General features: G+C 47.4%; 20 protein-coding genes. 11 read left to right on the top strand and 9 right to left on the bottom strand.

The features are described from left to right. Positions 1-28 precede the first annotated feature (28 nt). Entirely contained in the window at positions 29-211 is a 183-nt protein-coding gene (locus HA51_RS15615) for a hypothetical protein (protein ID WP_084935543.1), read from the top strand. Between the two features lie 41 nt (positions 212-252). On the opposite strand, the gene HA51_RS15610 is transcribed toward HA51_RS15615, so the two are convergent. Beyond that, entirely contained in the window at positions 253-1,464 is a 1,212-nt protein-coding gene (locus HA51_RS15610; protein ID WP_084935542.1) for a diguanylate phosphodiesterase, read from the bottom strand. Between the two features lie 246 nt (positions 1,465-1,710). Between HA51_RS15610 and HA51_RS15605 the strand changes: the two genes are divergently transcribed. Beyond that, positions 1,711-1,959 carry a hypothetical protein gene (locus HA51_RS15605; RefSeq protein WP_084935541.1) on the top strand — a complete coding sequence of 83 codons (249 nt, stop codon included), beginning with the start codon at positions 1,711-1,713 and terminating at the stop codon, positions 1,957-1,959. 57 nt (positions 1,960-2,016) lie between these two features. Here HA51_RS15605 and HA51_RS15600 read toward each other — a convergent pair whose 3' ends face one another. Next, positions 2,017-2,664, bottom strand: coding sequence for a S24 family peptidase (locus HA51_RS15600; protein ID WP_084935540.1), 648 nt, complete (start codon positions 2,662-2,664; stop codon positions 2,017-2,019). 143 nt (positions 2,665-2,807) lie between these two features. Between HA51_RS15600 and HA51_RS15595 the strand changes: the two genes are divergently transcribed. The 4 genes from HA51_RS15595 to HA51_RS15580 all read left to right on the top strand — a co-directional run bounded on the left by HA51_RS15595 (position 2,808) and on the right by HA51_RS15580 (position 4,473). Further along, on the top strand, positions 2,808-3,197 hold the full coding sequence (locus HA51_RS15595) for a hypothetical protein (protein WP_084935539.1): 390 nt from the start codon (positions 2,808-2,810) through the stop codon (positions 3,195-3,197). After that, entirely contained in the window at positions 3,178-3,507 is a 330-nt protein-coding gene (locus HA51_RS15590) for a hypothetical protein (RefSeq protein ID WP_084935538.1), read from the top strand. The genes HA51_RS15595 and HA51_RS15590 overlap by 20 nt, the downstream gene beginning before the upstream one ends. A gap of 82 nt (positions 3,508-3,589) precedes the next feature. Then, the gene (locus HA51_RS15585; protein ID WP_084935537.1) at positions 3,590-4,075 is read left to right on the top strand and encodes a hypothetical protein; all 486 of its coding nucleotides are present in this window, start codon (positions 3,590-3,592) and stop codon (positions 4,073-4,075) included. A 131-nt stretch (positions 4,076-4,206) separates the two neighbouring features. Then, a complete protein-coding gene (locus HA51_RS15580) occupies positions 4,207-4,473 on the top strand; it encodes a hypothetical protein (RefSeq protein WP_084935536.1) in 267 nt (88 codons plus the stop codon). Between the two features lie 20 nt (positions 4,474-4,493). Here the strand turns inward: HA51_RS15580 and HA51_RS15575 are convergent, their stop codons facing one another. Both HA51_RS15575 and HA51_RS15570 read right to left on the bottom strand, forming a co-directional pair. Next, complete coding sequence (locus tag HA51_RS15575; RefSeq protein ID WP_084935535.1) at positions 4,494-4,733, bottom strand: DinI-like family protein; 240 nt, start codon at positions 4,731-4,733, stop codon at positions 4,494-4,496. A 320-nt stretch (positions 4,734-5,053) separates the two neighbouring features. Continuing rightward, positions 5,054-5,377 carry a DUF6388 family protein gene (locus tag HA51_RS15570; protein ID WP_034824381.1) on the bottom strand — a complete coding sequence of 108 codons (324 nt, stop codon included), beginning with the start codon at positions 5,375-5,377 and terminating at the stop codon, positions 5,054-5,056. Between the two features lie 148 nt (positions 5,378-5,525). Between HA51_RS15570 and yedD the strand changes: the two genes are divergently transcribed. Then, positions 5,526-5,993 (top strand): lipoprotein YedD, encoded by a 468-nt coding sequence (gene yedD / locus HA51_RS15565; protein WP_084935534.1) that lies wholly within the window; start codon positions 5,526-5,528, stop codon positions 5,991-5,993. A 55-nt stretch (positions 5,994-6,048) separates the two neighbouring features. On the opposite strand, the gene fliT is transcribed toward yedD, so the two are convergent. From fliT to fliD, 3 genes are read right to left on the bottom strand one after another with little or no spacing between them, the layout of a single operon-like run. Further along, positions 6,049-6,405 carry a flagella biosynthesis regulatory protein FliT gene (gene fliT / locus HA51_RS15560; RefSeq protein ID WP_084935533.1) on the bottom strand — a complete coding sequence of 119 codons (357 nt, stop codon included), beginning with the start codon at positions 6,403-6,405 and terminating at the stop codon, positions 6,049-6,051. Then, positions 6,405-6,812: a flagellar export chaperone FliS gene (gene fliS / locus HA51_RS15555; protein WP_084935532.1), complete on the bottom strand. Its 408-nt coding sequence runs from the start codon at positions 6,810-6,812 to the stop codon at positions 6,405-6,407. Before fliS ends, fliT begins: the two co-directional genes overlap by 1 nt. Before the next feature lie 9 nt (positions 6,813-6,821). Next, entirely contained in the window at positions 6,822-8,261 is a 1,440-nt protein-coding gene (fliD, locus tag HA51_RS15550) for a flagellar filament capping protein FliD (protein ID WP_084935531.1), read from the bottom strand. A gap of 335 nt (positions 8,262-8,596) precedes the next feature. On the opposite strand from fliD, the gene HA51_RS15545 reads away from it, so the two are divergent. From HA51_RS15545 to HA51_RS15535, 3 genes are all read left to right on the top strand, one after another. Next, complete coding sequence (locus HA51_RS15545; protein WP_084935530.1) at positions 8,597-10,273, top strand: FliC/FljB family flagellin; 1,677 nt, start codon at positions 8,597-8,599, stop codon at positions 10,271-10,273. Between the two features lie 202 nt (positions 10,274-10,475). Next, positions 10,476-13,211, top strand: coding sequence for a glycosyltransferase (locus HA51_RS15540; protein WP_084935529.1), 2,736 nt, complete (start codon positions 10,476-10,478; stop codon positions 13,209-13,211). Continuing rightward, complete coding sequence (locus HA51_RS15535; RefSeq protein WP_084935528.1) at positions 13,208-13,990, top strand: glycosyltransferase family protein; 783 nt, start codon at positions 13,208-13,210, stop codon at positions 13,988-13,990. The genes HA51_RS15540 and HA51_RS15535 overlap by 4 nt, the downstream gene beginning before the upstream one ends. Before the next feature lie 48 nt (positions 13,991-14,038). On the opposite strand, the gene HA51_RS15530 is transcribed toward HA51_RS15535, so the two are convergent. Both HA51_RS15530 and HA51_RS15525 read right to left on the bottom strand, forming a co-directional pair. Beyond that, complete coding sequence (locus HA51_RS15530; RefSeq protein ID WP_084935527.1) at positions 14,039-15,145, bottom strand: DegT/DnrJ/EryC1/StrS family aminotransferase; 1,107 nt, start codon at positions 15,143-15,145, stop codon at positions 14,039-14,041. Positions 15,146-15,404: 259 nt separating this feature from the next. Further along, complete coding sequence (locus tag HA51_RS15525) at positions 15,405-15,824, bottom strand: sugar 3,4-ketoisomerase (RefSeq protein ID WP_084935526.1); 420 nt, start codon at positions 15,822-15,824, stop codon at positions 15,405-15,407. Positions 15,825-16,208: 384 nt separating this feature from the next. Here HA51_RS15525 and HA51_RS15520 point away from each other — a divergent pair, with 384 nt between their 5' ends. After that, the gene (locus HA51_RS15520) at positions 16,209-17,177 is read left to right on the top strand and encodes an HNH endonuclease signature motif containing protein (RefSeq protein WP_084935525.1); all 969 of its coding nucleotides are present in this window, start codon (positions 16,209-16,211) and stop codon (positions 17,175-17,177) included. The last annotated feature ends 60 nt before the right edge of the window (positions 17,178-17,237 follow it).

The following is a 17,237-nucleotide window of genomic DNA, read 5'->3' as shown; positions in this document are numbered from 1 at the left end:
TTATCCTGGCCACTAGAAGCGTGTATTTATGAAAGAAGGGTATTACTGGGTGAGAGATAATGATAATCCGCCGGAAGTGTGGCGTTATATCAGGCAGTATGGTTGGTATCGTCCCTGCATTGCCGTGCCCATTACCTTAAGCTCATTCAAACTGATGAACTATCAAATCATCAGCGATCGCTTATTACCACCAGGCTATACGCCGCTTTAAATTTAAAAACCGCCTGTGATTAGGCGGTTTTTATTGAAATTTTATTTAATCTCTGGCCATGCTATCGCCGGTAAGCCATTCAACTGTGGGCGGGCAAACAAATACCCCTGGAATTGACTGACACCCGCAGCCTCAAGCCACATCCACTCTTCAGCTTGTTCTACCCCCTCAGCAATCACAGCGATCTCCAAAGAAGAACAGCACTTGATGATGGCATGCAAGATGGCTTGCTTCGGGCCACTTTTGTGCACGTTGCTGATGATCTCACGGTCGATTTTGATTTTATCGGGTTGAAACTTGGACAGCAGCGACAGGCCAGCAAAACCGGCACCAAAATCATCCAGAGCCAGGCTAATTCCTGCTGCCTTAAGTTTGCTTACTTCCGCCGCGAACTCGTCAGCCTTGGAGATGATCTCATTCTCAGTCACTTCCACAATCACCTGCTCCGGCACTAAACCGTTGGCTTCAATTTCTGCCAATAAAAACTCGACGGCATTCGGTACGGTAACCAGTGACATAGGAAGTAAATTAATCGACAGGCTGTGATCGCCAATGCCCAGTGCACTTGCCAGTTGAAACGCGAGCTTCTTCGATTGGATATCGGCGTGATAAATCGCTTCGCCGCCAAAGGCCGAGAAATATTCGCTCGGGGAACCACCATTGGGGGTACGAATCAGTGCTTCATAGGATGCAACGCGGCGTGCAAAAGGGTCGATGATGGGTTGGAAAGCGAAATGACAATCCTGCAACGAGGCCATAATGTCATCCTGCAAGGTAGACGCAGGTTCATCAGCAATAAACTCCCAGGTATTGGCAGCGGGAATTTCAAAATAATTTTCTTTATCACGCGCAATCACGAAAGTACGCAGAAACTGCAACGCACGATCATCGTAAGTCAATTGGTAACGCGAGGTGCCTTTATCCAATACGGCCTGCAACACTGTGGCCTTGTCATGCTCACGTAAATCAAACAGCTCCATCCCCAAGTTGCCGAAGCGGCGCGTGGGCGCAAAGTCGTGCATCAACTCCACCAGGTTATGGTGACGCGCATCTACACAAATACGGTCATAGATGCTTTGTACCGTTTTACGGGGGCCTTCCAAAAGCTGGAAAAAGTGTCGACCGTCGAACAGCAGTATACCGGTGACATCCGAAGACTGGTTTTTGTTATTCGCTTTCGCAACCATGTCTTCCAGCGTTTTAATTGGGACACTATCGTGGAGATGGCTGCGATAGATGATGGTGGTGAGCATGAAGATTGTCCGGACATATCGTTATTGTGGGGCCTACAGTAGCAGGCTTACGCCGGGGTCTGTCCATAGATACAGTGCTTGGCCGTAAACTATTTTCAAAATAATAAGTTAACCGAAGCGGCTAGTAAACGGCGTCAAGTCGAATTGTTAATGAATCGCACCAACATGCGCTTAACGATAAAAATATTCGATTGAATGGATAAATTAAAGGCGTATCGTGGCCCTCGTTAACCAGAGGTGAGCATGATGTTACGCGATTATTTGAAGATTGATGATAGCGATCGTTTAGTTGAGCAGTGCGTGTTAAGACTCAACAACCGCGGTCAAGAAGATGTGACTGAATGGTCAATTGTTGGCGCAGACGGCAAGCATAAAGGCAGCGTTGCGCTGTTTGATAAACTCAGTACCCGCCGCTCTTACTGCGTCAGTTATCGTATTACGCAAACGGATCTGCACGGGAGGGTTGTCGTCGATCATCTGACCGACGTATTGTAAGATTTGACGTAGTTTTGCTTTGCTTGACCCGCTATATAAAGCGGGTTTTTTGCGTGATCATTTTGAACGATATCGACGCATCTCCATCAAAGTTCCAATCAATTCCAGACTGTTCTCTGACGATGTCACCGCAGGAAAATCTTCGTTTAATGGCCTTAACGAGAAAATTTCCTCGTCTTGATATTGTGCTAGCAGGCGAAAAATTCGCACCTGCGCAATGCCATTGACCCGAGCCAGGACCACATCACCCGGTTGGGGGGCGACGGCAGGGTCAAATATCATCGTGTCATTCGGTCGATACTCGGGCTGCATGGAGTCATCTTCCAGCGTGACGGCGAGCGCCAGTTCACCGAGTGGAACGTCACTATAGAGAAAGCGTGTGGCGTGTTGCTGTATGGACAGGCGTTGCTCCTGCAACCACAGCGCCGCTTGCGCCAGGCTTATCAGGGGCAGGGTAGTGAGATGACTGACGCTCGATGGCGCTGCAAATACTTCACCGTCACCATCAATGATCCATGCAGCAGTACATTGCAGCCACTCTGCTAAGCGCAAAAGATTTTCACCGCGAGGCACCGTTTCTTCCTTTTCCCACTGCGAAACAGCCACATGTGAAACGCCAATGCCACTCGCCAACGCCTGCTGGGTGAGTTTCAGCGCTTTACGACGGCTGCGAATGCGTTCACCAACAAATTCTTTTTTCATCATCTTGACAACTCCAGCCAGGTTTACTTAAGTATACTTAAATTCATTAATTAAAGTAAACTTAAATCATGGCGTTGGCCAGGTAACTGGCAAGGGTGGTCAACGTGCTTTGGGGCTGACTCCTTGCCAGTGTTGAGAGGTGATGCATGGAAAGTAGTTTGGTGACCAGTGTCGGTGCGTTGCTTCTCGGCGGCGGTGCGGCAGCGGTGTTTTGGAAGCCTTTAATGGCAGGCGTCGCGGCCATCGTCACCAGCAATCGCGCTGGCGGAGAGATCATTACCAGCTACAAAGAGCAGGTGATGCTTCTTAAGGAGAGCCATGCATTGATGCGCCAGGAGAACGACGATCTGCGCCAGCGGCATGATAAAAACCTGCGGCGAATATCATCGTTGGAAACCGATTTGCGGCTGATTAAAAACGCGTTAGGCATTTTACTGGCGACCACGGAATCTGACCACAGCGACAAATTCCGCAGTCAAATCAATCAACTGATTTCCACCCTTGAGGAGAGCCGCGATGGTGCAGATAAACACTGAATTCTCCGTCAAAAACCATCGACGCCAGTTACTGCTTGGCGGATTACTGCTGGTGCTGTCGCTGCTGTGTGTGGCGATGACCATCATGTTTGTGTTCGTCAATAACAGCGCCAATCGTCGAGTAGAGGATATTCGCCAGCAGTACCGCACTATTTCGGATCGACGAGAAGCGCGCGTTGCCGAACTGACCAGCCAGTTGGTGGCGCTGCAAAAAAAACTGGATGGCTTACCGGACCGCACCGCGAATAAGACAGCAGACAAAGTAAAGCAGGTTGTCGGAGAGGATGCGCCATCCGAACCGACGCGCTAAGGAGGCCAAGATGAGTATTACCGAGCGGATCGTAGAAAGCCTCGGCCAACTACGGTCTTTATTAAGTCAGAAGGAGAAAATTATGAGCGATCAAACTGTCACTGAATCAACCACCACCTCAGCACCGGATGCCACTGCGCTTTCACCGGCAGAGAGTTTTGCTAATGAAGTCGCGGCACCTGTTGTTAGCACCTCAGATACCTCTGTGGCCACACCGGTTGATGCCTCACCGGCTGTAGCAGCGGATGCTGCAGCGCAGTTCTCTGCTGAGCCTGTTGCTGCAACCGATGCTACATCGCAGCCTACTGCAGTACCGGTTGTCGAGGCGGATGTTGCATTGCCATCCTCAGTTGCAACGGCTGCTGCAACCAATGCTACACCGCAGCTCTCTGCAGCATCGGCTGTTGCGACAGATGCTGCATCGCAACCCGCTTCTGCTGTTCAGCAAGACATTAGTGCCAGTGTTAAAGACTTCTCACAGGCGTTTAATTTTGTTGAGCAGGGCGTGGTGCAACTGGGCGCAGCCGCCAAGGATGAGCTGATTGCGCTGGCAAGGAAGTACCTGTAATTACCGGGCGGCCTGCGGGTCGCCTGTCTTTGACACTTCCGATTATTCTTAATGCGGCCTCGCTATTTTCAACTACCTTTAATCATTCAGACGTTATTTAAACGGGTTTAATTAGCGAAAAGGAAGATAGCATGAGTGATACAGAGGCAATCAAAACCAAAACTGACTACCTGCGTGATGTCACCTCACAGCTAAAAGAGATGCGTCACTACGCGCAGACCAATACTGAGACGCTGTCCAGTCACTGGTTAGCCTTTGATGCAGGGGAATATAAAGATAAAGAGTATGCCGGGCGTTTTGATACGCTGATCAACAAGCAGGGACAGCTGTTGGATGATATTGATCAGGCGATTCAGGATTTGGAAATCGCCATCAATCACAGTGAGCAGGAAAGCTAAGTTCCTTCTGGGCGGGTGGCTTAATCGGCCACCAGCCACATATCCGCTTCATCGAACATCTCTTCAACAATGCGTGCGACAGTCGCTTTATCGTTCTTACTAAGATCGGTATCAATCGCATTACGCTCCATTGGCTTAACACGCACCTCAGCGTCAGGAAACACGCGCTGCACGCGCTTCTCTAACTCCTGCAAAATCATCTCGCGCGCACCCGGTAAACCGGCCACGTTGCGCTTGTCGTAAATCAGCTCCACAAACATCAGGGTATTCCATTGTTCAAACAGGGTGCGTCATATTACTGTAAATAAAAACAGTAGCAAGCTGCGAGGGCTTATCAGGAGGAGTTTTTTTGCTCAGGGACAAAGAGAAGGGAACAACGTTGAAGGAAAAAATACTACCTCTGGAGGGTAAATCCAGCAACACCTCCAGAGGCGGCGCAACAGCACCTTCGTTCAAGGACAATCTACGACCTAAGCCGTCCCGACTAAGTTATACAACTTAGACCAAGTTGTACAACTTTTTCCTTGGGAATTTGTGCGGTTGGAGGTGTATCTGAGATGCTTTATTAGTACCGCTTCGCTTAGAGTTCGTTTTTGATGCAGAACTCTTCCCACGTCATTCCTAATGCTTCCGCATGAGATTTTAGATAGGTTTCAATGGCTTCTGCTGCAACGGCTTTGTCAGGCTCAGCCAATTGAATGGAAAACAGCATGCCATCCAGTTTCTTTTGGCGCAGGAACGCGGCGTAAATACGTTCAGCATGCCATTCACGCAGTTGGCGCAATGAGAGGTTGGCGGCACGCGCATCGCTTTCTGTCAGCTCATCTAACGCGGCTTGAAAATCGGCGTGGGCGGCAAAAAACATGGTACGCGCCTGTGCGTAATACTCTTCTGGGGTTTTCATCGGTGATTCCTGCTCTTTAACTTGCGCGCTAGTGTAGCGTGCGCACGATGCGTTGTCAGGAAACGCAGGGTTTTATTCAAGATACCTTGCGTAACTTACGCGAAAAATTATAACGTACCCGGCATTGACGCGAGTGTAGGGATGAATAATGAAAAAGTGGATGCTGCTGGCTGCGATCGGCCTGAGCGGATGTGCGCAAATCACCAGTTATGACGGTGCGGTAAAAACCCCTGCGCCGCAGGAACTAAAGGGCAACTGGCAGACGGTTGGCCCACAGAGCAAACTGATCAGCAGCCAGGCGATTGGCAGCCTGATTATCGGCGCTGAGGGCGATACGCTGGATTGCCGCCAGTGGCAGCGCGTGATTGCCAAGCCAGGTAAATTAACCCGCTTGGGCGACCAATGGGTCAACGTGACGCGCCAGGTGCGCGTGATGCCGATTGTGCTGAATAACGGCGAGCTGCGTTATGACGGATTGCGCATGCGTAAGATTGATCTCCCAACCATCGAGTGCCAGCAAGCGCTGGAAGAGGTGGCAAAGCGCCCGAATGAGGCGGTGATCCAGAATATCGAGCCGGAGATCATGCGTCCGGTTTCGGTCCCCGCGCAAAAATAAGATAAAAAAAGGGTGAGCATTGAGCTCACCCTTCGCTATTCACACTTCAGACCCATCATGAACTCTGCGGCAAATACACATTGCCTTGCTTGCCATAGGCGCTCATTACAGATTTCTGTTTTGCAGACTGACCTACCAGCAGCGTCAGCTCGTCCATACGCAATTTCAACAGACGTTTGACTTCACTCTCATTGTCGAGGATATGGCGCAAGACTGGGCGCAGTTGCTCCTGCATCTGACTGGAAGGAGGCGCAGCTTCCGTTGTTCGGGCCAACGTTTGCACCGCACTGACGTAATCCATCTCCTTTGTAATCAGGTCATCCCATTCGCCGTCTGCGGCCAGGCGCAGCATTCCATGGCTGAGATCAAGTAACTGTTGGTAAACGGTGATCAGTTGCGGTGCGTTATTCATTAAACGGCGTCCTGAAGGTGTTGAGGTTGTGCGACTTCTTTCCAGGCATCAGCGATATTACGCAGAAGACCTTCTACTTCTTCAAGGGCTTCTACGTCATTTCGCAGGTTGGCCTGAATCAAACGGCGGACCATATAGGTATACAGCCCTAACAGGTTATCGGTGAGCTCATCGCCTGACTGCTCATCCAGACCCTGCTTCAATCCGCCTTCGATGATATTAATGGCCTTGGAAATCGAATTACCTTTTCCTTGAATATTGCCATCCTGCATAAACAGGCGGGCGCGGATCAGTGCGCTGATGGCGCCGTCAAACAACAACGTAATCAGCTGCTGTTGGTTGGCGCTCATCACCGAGCTTTCCACCCCAATTTTTGCATAGGCTTGAGTGCCGTTTGCGCTGTACATGATTACTCCTTACGAAGAAGAGCTAGAGCTGCTTGACGTATCGAACTGTTGCGTCAGATAAGAACTGGTGTTGTTCAGTGAACTCATGGTGATATCGAGCTGGGTAAACTGCGCTTTGTATCGCGCGATCATATTGTCAATCCGTGTGCTCATGTCGTTGTATTGCTCGGTCAGATTGTTCAGCGTTTTACTGACGCCGTCTTTCGCAGACTGAATGCTCCCGGTGGAAGAGAGCCAACTGGTGAGGTTGGTCGCTAAGGTGGTGGTGATACCGGTAGTTTTACCGTCACCCACAATCATCTGCTTGATACCATCAGGATCTTTCGTCAGCTCGGTTGAGAGCTTGTCAGAGTCCAGCGTCAATTCACCGGTCGTGGGATCGGAAGTGATACCGATCTGCGCCAGGGTTTTATAAGTAGAGGTGCTGGCAGAATTCGTCAGCATGCTTTTTATCTGGGTCTGGATGGTTCGCAGCGTGCTGTCACCAATCAATGCACCATTGCTGGTGTCTTGTGCATCAGAACCGACATCAACCGCGGTATATTTGGTCAGCGAGCTGAACTGATCCAGCAGAGAATTATAGGCCGTAACAAAGTTAGAGATCGCTGTAGTCGCTTTAGAGGTATCTTGCGCGACAGTCAGCGTCTGGTTGCCGGTAGTGGTGTCATTCAGGTTGAGCGTAATACCTTCCAACGCATCACTGATGGTGTTGCTGCTGTTGGTGATTTTGACATTGTTGACGGTTAGCTCTGCATCTTGTGCTTGCACGCTAACACTCATTGGATTGCCTTCGCCGGTGTCAGCGTCGACTTTAGTGGAATCAAAACCAACAATGTTATTCAGTGTATCGTCGCCACTCACGCTAATAGATGAAACGGCGTTGGCCTCACCGGTTTTGGATGAGGTCAGAGACAAGCGGTAAGAACCATCGGCGACTTTAATGATGCTGGCGCTAACACCTGCACTGGCACCGTTGATGGCATCACGCATGCCTGTCAATGAAGTCTGGTCAGTGGTCAGCGCGATATCTTTGCTGGTGCCATCTGCGAGCTTGATGGTCAGGGTACGGCTGGTGGCTGAGCTGTCACCTAATGCAGTGGTGTTACTGGTCTGTACCGCAGAAGTCAGCGTCTGCGCTTGCGCCAGCTGGGTTACTGCAACGTTGTACTTACCGGCAACAACGGTACCAGATGTGGTGGCGCTGAAGGCGCTACTACTGCTGGTTGCGGTGGTGGCAGAGAACAGGTCTGCACTGTTCAGCGCGGTGTTGGCGGTTTGGAAGGTCGTCAACGCACTGGAGAGTGTGCCATAGGCACTCAGCTTCGCGGTATAGGCGCTCTGCTGCGTGGATATGGGGGTTAAGGATGCTTTTTCGGCAGTGGATAAGCTGTCAAGAATGTCACTTAAGTTAAGGCCTGAACCGACACCGAGGTTAGTAATAGTCGCCATGTTATTTCCTTTTCCTGTCTACACAGAGAGTGAATACCGCGGTTATCGGCTTATTTGAGATAAAGTTTAGAATTATTTATCAGCGGCTAATAAAGCGAATAGGCCATATAGAGAAGGGTATTTCTGGCGCTAGAAAAGTGATCAAGTTGCACTAAAGATGTGCGAGGTGAGGGCGATAAAGATAAGCGTGACAGGTTGAAGGGAAAAATTTTCGCCTGGTACTAAAAAAAATCTAAAGGTTGTTTGAAGGCAGACGATAACAACTTTGACGGCGCTGAAGCCGGCGGGTTGAAGCCCACACCTTAACCAAAGACTTGATTAATAGGAACTTAACCATGGCTCAAGTAATTAACACCAACAGCCTCTCGCTGATCACCCAGAACAACATCAACAAAAACCAGTCAGCGCTCTCAACCTCTATCGAGCGTCTGTCATCTGGTCTGCGTATCAACAGCGCAAAAGACGATGCAGCAGGTCAGGCAATTGCCAACCGCTTCCAGTCTAACATCACCGGCTTGACTCAGGCTGCTCGTAACGCCAACGACGGTATCTCTGCAGCGCAGACTACTGAAGGCGCACTGTCTGAAATCAACAACAACTTACAGCGTGTTCGTGAACTGACTGTACAGTCTCAGAACGGCACCAACAGCCAGTCTGACCTGGACTCAATTCAGGACGAAATCAAATCACGTCTGGACGAAATTGACCGCGTATCTGGTCAGACTCAGTTCAACGGCGTGAACGTATTGTCTAAAGACGGCTCCCTGAAAATTCAGGTTGGCGCAAACGATGGTCAGACTATCTCTATTGACCTGAAGCAGATCGATTCATCTACACTGGGTCTGAACGGTTTTAACGTGAACGGTGCTGGTACTATTACCAACAAAACTGCCACTATTAGTGACCTGTCTGCTGCTGGTGCAAACGTTTCTGGTACTGGCCCATATGCTGTTACCACTAACTTCGACAAATTGACTGCTGACACTGCATTCAGCAAATTAAGCGATGGCGATCAGGTTACCATCAGTGCTGGTTCTGCTGCTTCAGGTACTTACACCTATAACGCAGCATCTAACAACTTCTCTATTGATAAGACTGTTGCTTCAGGCGATGCCGGCACTTATGGTGCAACGCTGAAAGCTGACGCTGGCCAGACTAAATCTGGTACTTATACTTCGTCTACCGGTTCTGTAAGCTTCGATACTGATGCTACTGGCAACATCACCATCGGTGGTAAAGCAGCCTATATCAGCAACGGCGCACTGACTACCAACAACGTGTCTGGCTCTACTGCTGCAACCATGTCTAGCCTGTTCACTGCAGCATCTTCTGGTACCACTGCAGGTAGCATCAGCTTTGATGACAAGACTTACAGCTTTGATGCAACTGCTAACAGCGGCCTGACTTATAAAGACACCGTGACTTCAGATGCATTGCTGGCTAACGTTAAAGCGGATGCTTCAACTACCATCAAGTTCAACAAAGAAGCCCTGAATTACACTGCAACCTTGGCAAGCGGCACCTCTGCAGCTACCTTCGTTGATGGTGATGGCGTGATGACTGCTACTTCTGGTTACACCGTCAACTACAATGTAGACAAAGATACTGGTTCAGTGACTGTTGCTTCTAACGGTGCTGGTGCATCAGGTAAATACGCAGCGACCGAAGGCGCATCAGTGTATGTGAGCAGCGCGGGTAAATTGACTACCTCTTCTACCAGCACAGGTACTCAGACTGCTGATCCATTGGCAGCACTGGATGCGGCAATCTCTTCTGTAGATAAATTCCGTAGCTCCTTAGGTGCGATTCAGAACCGTCTGGATTCAGCGGTGACGAACCTTAACAACACCACCACTAACCTGTCTGAAGCACAGTCTCGTATTCAGGATGCTGATTACGCAACTGAAGTTTCAAACATGTCTAAAGCACAGATCATCCAGCAGGCAGGTAACTCAGTGTTGGCTAAAGCTAACCAGGTTCCACAGCAGGTTCTGTCTCTGCTACAGGGCTAATCAACTTAAACAAGTTGTTTCCCAAACCCCGCTTAGGCGGGGTTTTTTTTTGCAATCATAAAAATAAACGGAAGGAATAGCGCTATTTCAGGAGGATGATGCGGCAATTGTTTTTGACACAACAGCATATAGTCAAGAGTATCGAAAACTATGCATTCCCTTGCTAACAGCACGAAAGCAAGATCAGCCCGAGGCCTCTGTTATGGAAAAGTATCCACTCGTCAGTATTATTATTCCGGCATATAAACCCATGTGGTTCAAGGAGTGTATTGAAAGCGCGCTTGCGCAAACCTATCCTCATTGTGAAATCATTATTGGCGATGATAGTCCCGATGAACATATTGAGTCACTAGCCGCTGAATATCTGAATGATGGTCGTTTTCCTGTAAGCTATATTCGAACTGGGCGGTCAAATGGGTCTATTCACAACTATGAAACCAGTTTGCCATCTGCCAAAGGGAAGTATGTCAAGTTTCTCAATGACGATGACTTAATTGCACCTGACAATATTGCATGCCAGGTAACAGTTATGGAACAAAATCCTTCGCTCTCGCTTACCACTTCACGTCGACATCTTATCGATCCTTTAGGAAAAATATTACCTCAAGCCTTCGCATCAGGTGAGGCTGTAAAATATGACAGTGTTATGAAGGGTGAAGATGTCATTCGCTGGCAAAGCATTCATCTTAAAAATTTTATCGGCGAGCCTTGTTGTGTGTTATTTCGAAATGAGTTGCTGCAAGCATTAATGGCGAGTGAAGGTTCGTTATTTGAAATTGAAGGCAAAACCATTAATTTCGTAGACGACCTCACACTCTATTTGAAGATGCTTCGATCAGGGGATTTAGCTTACCTGACAGAAAAAACAGCGTCATTCCGTTTATCAGCCCTGCAGATCAGCCAAATTGCGCGAGAAAATGATCATTCAGCCTCTGAAAATGCGACCTATCTTTGCGAGTTTTTGAAAAAATCGGGTTGGTTTACTGAACGTCATTTGAACGGCGACTTTGTTCAGGTTGCATCATTAGTTGAACCCAATGAATATCAGTTTGTAAATATCCATAGTAATCTGCATAACAGTTTGACGGAAAGCATTTTAAAAAATTGGGTTAAGATACGAAAGATATCTGCGACTGAAAAACACTTGATCGATACACACCATAATGAGAACAACATTAATCCAAGCATAAGCATATGTGTTCGTCACGTTGAAGGTTCGGTTGATTTAATAAACAAAACAGTTGACTCTATTGATGCAGCCTTACTTCAAGGCGTTCACTTCACATTGACGATATTCAGTGATCAACATTTCGATACTGAACATGAAATAGTGATTTTTGCCGATGAGGCAGAATACATTCATACTCTGAATGCGCACGTTGACAGAAGCGAATGCGAATGGCTGGTGTGTGTTGATTCGGGGACTGAATTTACGGAGTCAGGGCAGAAAAGTCTACAATTTAACTTACCAAAGTACCGTGAAGAACTAGCATTATATGCAGACGAATTAAATTATGTGGGTGATTACGTTACCGGAGCATCATTCCGTCCAGAATTCAATCTGGATTTATTACTGAGCAATCCAGATGAGCAATCTAGAAACTGGTTCTTCCGCCGTGAATTGATAATGGCAGTCGGAGGATTTGATGCTACATCTGGTATTGGAGCAGAATTTGGAATAATTCTCAAGCTTATCGAGAGTAACCATGCCCATACCATTGGGCATATTTCTGAACCCATGTTCATTAGCAAAGAATATTTGCAGCGTATGCATCGGGTCGAACCATTACTGTTACAGCACCTAACAAATCGCGGCTACAATGATGCAGTCGCAATGAAGTATGAAGATAGGTATTTTAATATCCACTATCAGCATGCTGAAAAACCATTGGTGTCGATTGTCATCATCTCGGAGCTGGAACCGGTTGCGATGATGAAAACGCTGGCGAGTATTGTTGAAAATACGCGTTATGAACAATATCAATTAATTGTTTCGACTAATTACCAACTGTCCACATCGCAAAAGAATCAACTACACCAAATTAGCATTCTGGTTAATAAAGAAATTAAGTGGTGTGAGGAAAATGGCAGTGCCAACTATGCGTCATTGTGTAATCAGGGCATTTTATCGAGTGACGGTGACTTTTGCGTTTTCATTGCGGATGATTTAAGCATCGCCAAGCCAGAATGGCTAAATGATCTCCTCAACCATGGACAGCGGCCTGAAGTTGGAATAGTTGGCGGAAAACAGATTGATCAGCAAGGCATTGTACTGCATGCGGGATATGTTTTGGGCAGTCAGGATATTGCCATGCACGCCTTTGAGGGTAAACATGAGAGTCATTTGACCCATATGGCTCGTTTGCGACTGACGCAAAATTATAGCGCTGTTTCAGGCAGGTTTATGCTGGTAAAGAAAAGTCTGCTTCTCGAAATTAATGGCTTTGATAGTTCACTCACGACCCATGCTGATATTGATCTATGTCTTCGTGCTCGTGAAACTGGGCATTTGATCGTCTGGACGCCATTTGCACAGGTGGTGGCTCAGAATTCAGACCAAGAACCGAAAGCACAAATAAAAATCTTGGAAAAAGATCGTAAAATTATATTTGAACGCTGGATGCCAATACTTAGCCATGATCCAGCTTACAACATCAATTTATCGGTAAGCAGTGATTCATTTGACATTGCGCTGGACAGTCAACGAAGCTGGCAACCTCTTTACTGGAAGCCATTACCTGTGGTGATACCAGCAGCAGCAGACTTAAGCGGGTGCGGTTTTTACCGAATTTTTGAACCCTTCTCTGCGATGCAGGAAGCAGGTTTAGTTGGGGGGCAAATGCTTCCTGGCTGGCAAGGTGTGCCAGTTCTAAATCAGTATCAAGCTGATAGCCTGATTTTGCAGCGACAGTTTTCTGAAAGCTCCATGAGTGGGTGAGTGATGTTAAGAAGTATACCAACCTCTATAAGGTATTTGAGTTGGACGATTATTTGCCTAATGTTCCGGTAAAGAACGTCCACCGCGAAAACTTTAAAGGCGATACTCTTAAAATGCTGCGTAAAAGTTTTAGTTTCGTTGACCGTTTCGTGGTCTCAACGGCTGAATTAGGAAATGCATTTGAGGGTATGCATCCTAATATTGTCGTAGTGAATAACCGCCTACCTGAGCGCTGGTGGGGCAACCTGAAAAGCTCGCGTAAGCAAGGAAGAAAACCACGAGTTGGTTGGGCCGGAGGATCCAGTCATACTGGTGACCTGGAAATGATTTTTGATGTAGTGAAAGCTTTCGCTGATGAGGTTGAGTGGGTATTTCTTGGTATGTGCCCAGCCAAAATGAAACCCTATTTGCATGAATTTCATATGGGAACGGATATTAACCTTTATCCGGAAAAATTGGCCTCATTAAATCTTGATCTTGCCTTGGCTCCAGTGGAAGAAAATATTTTCAACAACTGTAAGAGTAACCTGCGCCTACTGGAATATGGTGCTTGTGGTTATCCAGTGATTGCAAGTGATGTGGCTTGCTATCGCGGTGACCTGCCCGTGACGTTAGTTCGTAACCGCTTCAAAGATTGGAGTGATGCATTGCGTATGCACCTTGATGATAGAAAGGCCAGTGAAAAGATGGGTGATGAGCTACGTTTAGCGGTGCTGAAAAACTGGATGTTAACCGGTGATAATGTGAGTGAGTGGGCGAAAGCCTGGTTGCCTGATTAAAAATCAATGTAATGTAAAACGCATTCAGAATAGTCTGAATGCGTTTTATTAAGGCTGGAATGAATTCAAACAGGATATTACATAATCCACTTCCTCTGAGGTCATTGCTGCCGATAAGGGCAGAGAGAGGATTTTCTTATGTAATTGTTCAGTGACAGGGAGTTGTAGATGTTTTAAGTGCTGAAAGGCGGGCTGCTTATGAATCGCAATCGGATAATGAATTAATGTTTTAATGTTGTGGTTAGCCAGCCAGCTTTGTAATGCGTCTCTATGTTCGGTTTGAATGACAAATAAATGCCACACATGTGCTTCCTCAATGACCGCTGTAGGTAGTTTGATTAGAGGATTATTAATAGTGTGGAGGTAACGTTCAATAATGACTCGGCGCTGAGTGGTTTCTTCTTTTAAGTAGCGCAGCTTAACGCGCAGCATTGCAGCTTGTATTTCGTCGAGGCGACTGTTAACACCTGCATACTGGTGATGATATTTTTCTGATGAGCCGTAATTACGCATGGCCGAGACGAGAGCTGCAAGCTCATCATCATTCGTGGTGACTCCACCGGCATCACCTAAAGCACCTAAATTCTTGCCGGGATAAAAACTAAAAGCAGCTGCGTGTCCCCAGCTACCAGCAGGTTGCGCATCAATTTCAGCACCGTGAGCTTGAGCTGAATCTTCAAGAATTAGTAAATTGTGGGCATTAGCCAATTCAATGAGTTCTTGCATTGGAGCCATTTGCCCATAGAGATGTACTGGCAGTATCACACGCGTGCGGGTTGTAATTGCTTGAACGACTGTTTGTGCAGTGATGTTAAAGGTAGCGGCGTCGGGTTCCACCATCACAGGCACTAGGCCATTTGCATTGATAGCCAGCACGGTAGCAATAAAAGTATTTGCAGGTACAATAACTTCATCACCTTCACGAAGCTTCCCCATTTCTTTCCAGGCACGAAATACTAAGCTTAGTGCATCGAGCCCATTCCCCGTTCCAATACAATAGCGAACACCGCAGAACTGTGCGAATTCTTGTTCAAAAGCGTGGACTTGCTCACCATCAATGAAGTAGCCAGATTTTACGACATCAGAGCAAGCTCGAATCAACTCATCTTCATAGCGCTGGTTTACTTTCTTTAAATTTAGAAACTCGACTTTCATCGTTCATTCTTCTTGGTTTAAGTGAAAAATTTATTTAAGTGTGGAAATTATTTGTGTTTTTAAAGCACCAGAACGCTTATTTCGTCCACTTAATCTGAAAGCTTCACCACAGTCGAACCATTTCTATGCAATAGACATGGTATGGTGAATTATATATTTCTATTAATGCCTTGTAAGGCGTAATACGCAAAATCATGATAAAGCGGAGTTTTAGTGATGCAACAACAAGTTCGAATGAACCCCATATTCGATATTGAAATCATGCAGTTACATTCCAAAACTCTCTTTTCATAATTTCAATATAATCGTTATAGCTGCGAACATAGTCAGTTTCATCATAGACTTGGTCAGCGAGGACCATTAAAACGCAATCTTCACTGAACTCATGCATCTCACGCCAGATCATCGAATCAAGCAACAATCCTTGTGCAGGGTTATCAAGGAGTAATTCAATACGCTCTTGTCCATTATCAAGAGTAAAACGGCATGAACCGCGCACAGCAACAACTAACTGCTTTAGGTGTCGATGAGCATGACATCCGCGGCGCACATCGTCACGGGTGTTGAACATGTAGTACACCCGTTTGATATCAAAGTGAATATTGCTGTTATGTTCCAACGAAATCAGAGAGCCGCGTTCATCACCATGTGTTTGTAAGCGAATTAATTTTATGTCCATGTGGGATTATCCCCCGAAATGGGTAAATGGTAGTGTTAATTATGCGATGTCATTCTGTAATTATAGGGATACGGATTAAGAGCGATTTGTTGAATAGCGAGCGTTTTATGGGGCTTATCGTTACGCTCTTACAAGCACGCATTTTGTAGGATTACACGGTGCCCATGCTGACTGGTTAAGAACACCTTAATGGTAGAAAACGTTTAACAGGGAATGCCGCTGCCTTAATACAAATCACCACCATCTCAGCATCCCGATTTCCCCCAGCACCCTATAACCCTAAAAAAGTAACCAGCCTGTTACAGTCCGGCACAAAAATGCCGATAACTTCCCCCAGAATCATTCCAATTTTTTCGCACGACTTTTTTTATTTCTGGGGTGTCTATGCGCTTCAATTATGACTTGTTACCGGGTGAGCAGCTGACTTTCGAAGAGATCGCGTTACGCTATGCGCAGCAGCATCCTGATGAGAAAGAACTCACCGCACGCGGGTTGCTGAGCCCGTCGACCAGCTTTCGCAATCTGGTCATCCGCGCGGTGTTCGCGCAGGAAGAGATCAACAGCCCGCTGGAGGATCTGCTGTTCGTTTCGGAAGATAACGAGCGCAAAAACTATCTGCGTCGCTTTGAGCACTATTTAAAAAATCAGCAGGCCTTCCTTTATTTCCGTCGTAACGATGAAATAAAGAAAGAGGGGCGCTGGAAAGTGGTGGGGGAAACTCAGGTCTATGCCATGCTCGACCCGAATTCGGCGGAGGCGCAGAACCTACTCACCAGCCGGGGCTTCAAGCTGGTGCTGATGCGCCAGACGGAAGAGGATGAGTATTGGCAGCTGTTCGATTCCCAGGCTCATCCTTGCTTCCCGCTGTCGCGCAAGATTCAGTTCCTGGTGGTGCTGAGTACGCCGCAGCATAAAGTGCCAACGGCGGTGATGTCTGGTACGGAAGTGGGGCGCCGTGTGAAAGCCAAAGTGCTGCAGCGCGCCAGCCAGGCGGAGTTCAGTTCGGCGGTGAAAGCCCGCTATGGTGCTTGCATTATTACCGGCACACAACTCACGGAACGGCATAGCTGGCCTTGGGTGGAAGCGTGCTACATCGACACGCAAGAAAATGAAGAAGGTTTTCTGGCGGATAACAGTGTCGATAATGGTTTGTTCCTGCGCAGTGACTTACAGCGGCTGTTCATCAATAAAATGATAAGTATCGACGCGGAAACTGGGGAGGTTTTATTTAATCCTGCACTGGAAACAGAAGCGCCGATAAGCGATTTTTATCAGACGCTTGCAGGAAAGACCTGTGTGCTGTGGGATGCCGTGCCGCCTGGCACGCGGCAACGGCTGCGTAATCTTCGCTAGCCGCTGCGCTTACGGCGGTGCATTGCACCGCCATCCATAACAAATTTGAAATAACCTCGC

This window comes from Pantoea rwandensis (assembly GCF_002095475.1).
GTDB classification, from domain to species: Bacteria; Pseudomonadota; Gammaproteobacteria; order Enterobacterales; family Enterobacteriaceae; genus Pantoea; species Pantoea rwandensis.
The sequence above is the reverse complement of the archived record's forward strand: the minus strand, read 5'-3'. Positions and strand labels throughout refer to the sequence as shown.

Coding starts and splice junctions, on each gene's coding strand:
- HA51_RS15615 (WP_084935543.1), top strand. CDS start 29: ATGAAAGAAGGGTATTACTGGGTGAGAGATAATGATAATCCGCCGGAA.
- HA51_RS15610 (WP_084935542.1), bottom strand. CDS start 1,464: ATGCTCACCACCATCATCTATCGCAGCCATCTCCACGATAGTGTCCCA.
- HA51_RS15605 (WP_084935541.1), top strand. CDS start 1,711: ATGTTACGCGATTATTTGAAGATTGATGATAGCGATCGTTTAGTTGAG.
- HA51_RS15600 (WP_084935540.1), bottom strand. CDS start 2,664: ATGATGAAAAAAGAATTTGTTGGTGAACGCATTCGCAGCCGTCGTAAA.
- HA51_RS15595 (WP_084935539.1), top strand. CDS start 2,808: ATGGAAAGTAGTTTGGTGACCAGTGTCGGTGCGTTGCTTCTCGGCGGC.
- HA51_RS15590 (WP_084935538.1), top strand. CDS start 3,178: ATGGTGCAGATAAACACTGAATTCTCCGTCAAAAACCATCGACGCCAG.
- HA51_RS15585 (WP_084935537.1), top strand. CDS start 3,590: ATGAGCGATCAAACTGTCACTGAATCAACCACCACCTCAGCACCGGAT.
- HA51_RS15580 (WP_084935536.1), top strand. CDS start 4,207: ATGAGTGATACAGAGGCAATCAAAACCAAAACTGACTACCTGCGTGAT.
- HA51_RS15575 (WP_084935535.1), bottom strand. CDS start 4,733: ATGTTTGTGGAGCTGATTTACGACAAGCGCAACGTGGCCGGTTTACCG.
- HA51_RS15570 (WP_034824381.1), bottom strand. CDS start 5,377: ATGAAAACCCCAGAAGAGTATTACGCACAGGCGCGTACCATGTTTTTT.
- yedD (WP_084935534.1), top strand. CDS start 5,526: ATGAAAAAGTGGATGCTGCTGGCTGCGATCGGCCTGAGCGGATGTGCG.
- fliT (WP_084935533.1), bottom strand. CDS start 6,405: ATGAATAACGCACCGCAACTGATCACCGTTTACCAACAGTTACTTGAT.
- fliS (WP_084935532.1), bottom strand. CDS start 6,812: ATGTACAGCGCAAACGGCACTCAAGCCTATGCAAAAATTGGGGTGGAA.
- fliD (WP_084935531.1), bottom strand. CDS start 8,261: ATGGCGACTATTACTAACCTCGGTGTCGGTTCAGGCCTTAACTTAAGT.
- HA51_RS15545 (WP_084935530.1), top strand. CDS start 8,597: ATGGCTCAAGTAATTAACACCAACAGCCTCTCGCTGATCACCCAGAAC.
- HA51_RS15540 (WP_084935529.1), top strand. CDS start 10,476: ATGGAAAAGTATCCACTCGTCAGTATTATTATTCCGGCATATAAACCC.
- HA51_RS15530 (WP_084935527.1), bottom strand. CDS start 15,145: ATGAAAGTCGAGTTTCTAAATTTAAAGAAAGTAAACCAGCGCTATGAA.
- HA51_RS15525 (WP_084935526.1), bottom strand. CDS start 15,824: ATGGACATAAAATTAATTCGCTTACAAACACATGGTGATGAACGCGGC.
- HA51_RS15520 (WP_084935525.1), top strand. CDS start 16,209: ATGCGCTTCAATTATGACTTGTTACCGGGTGAGCAGCTGACTTTCGAA.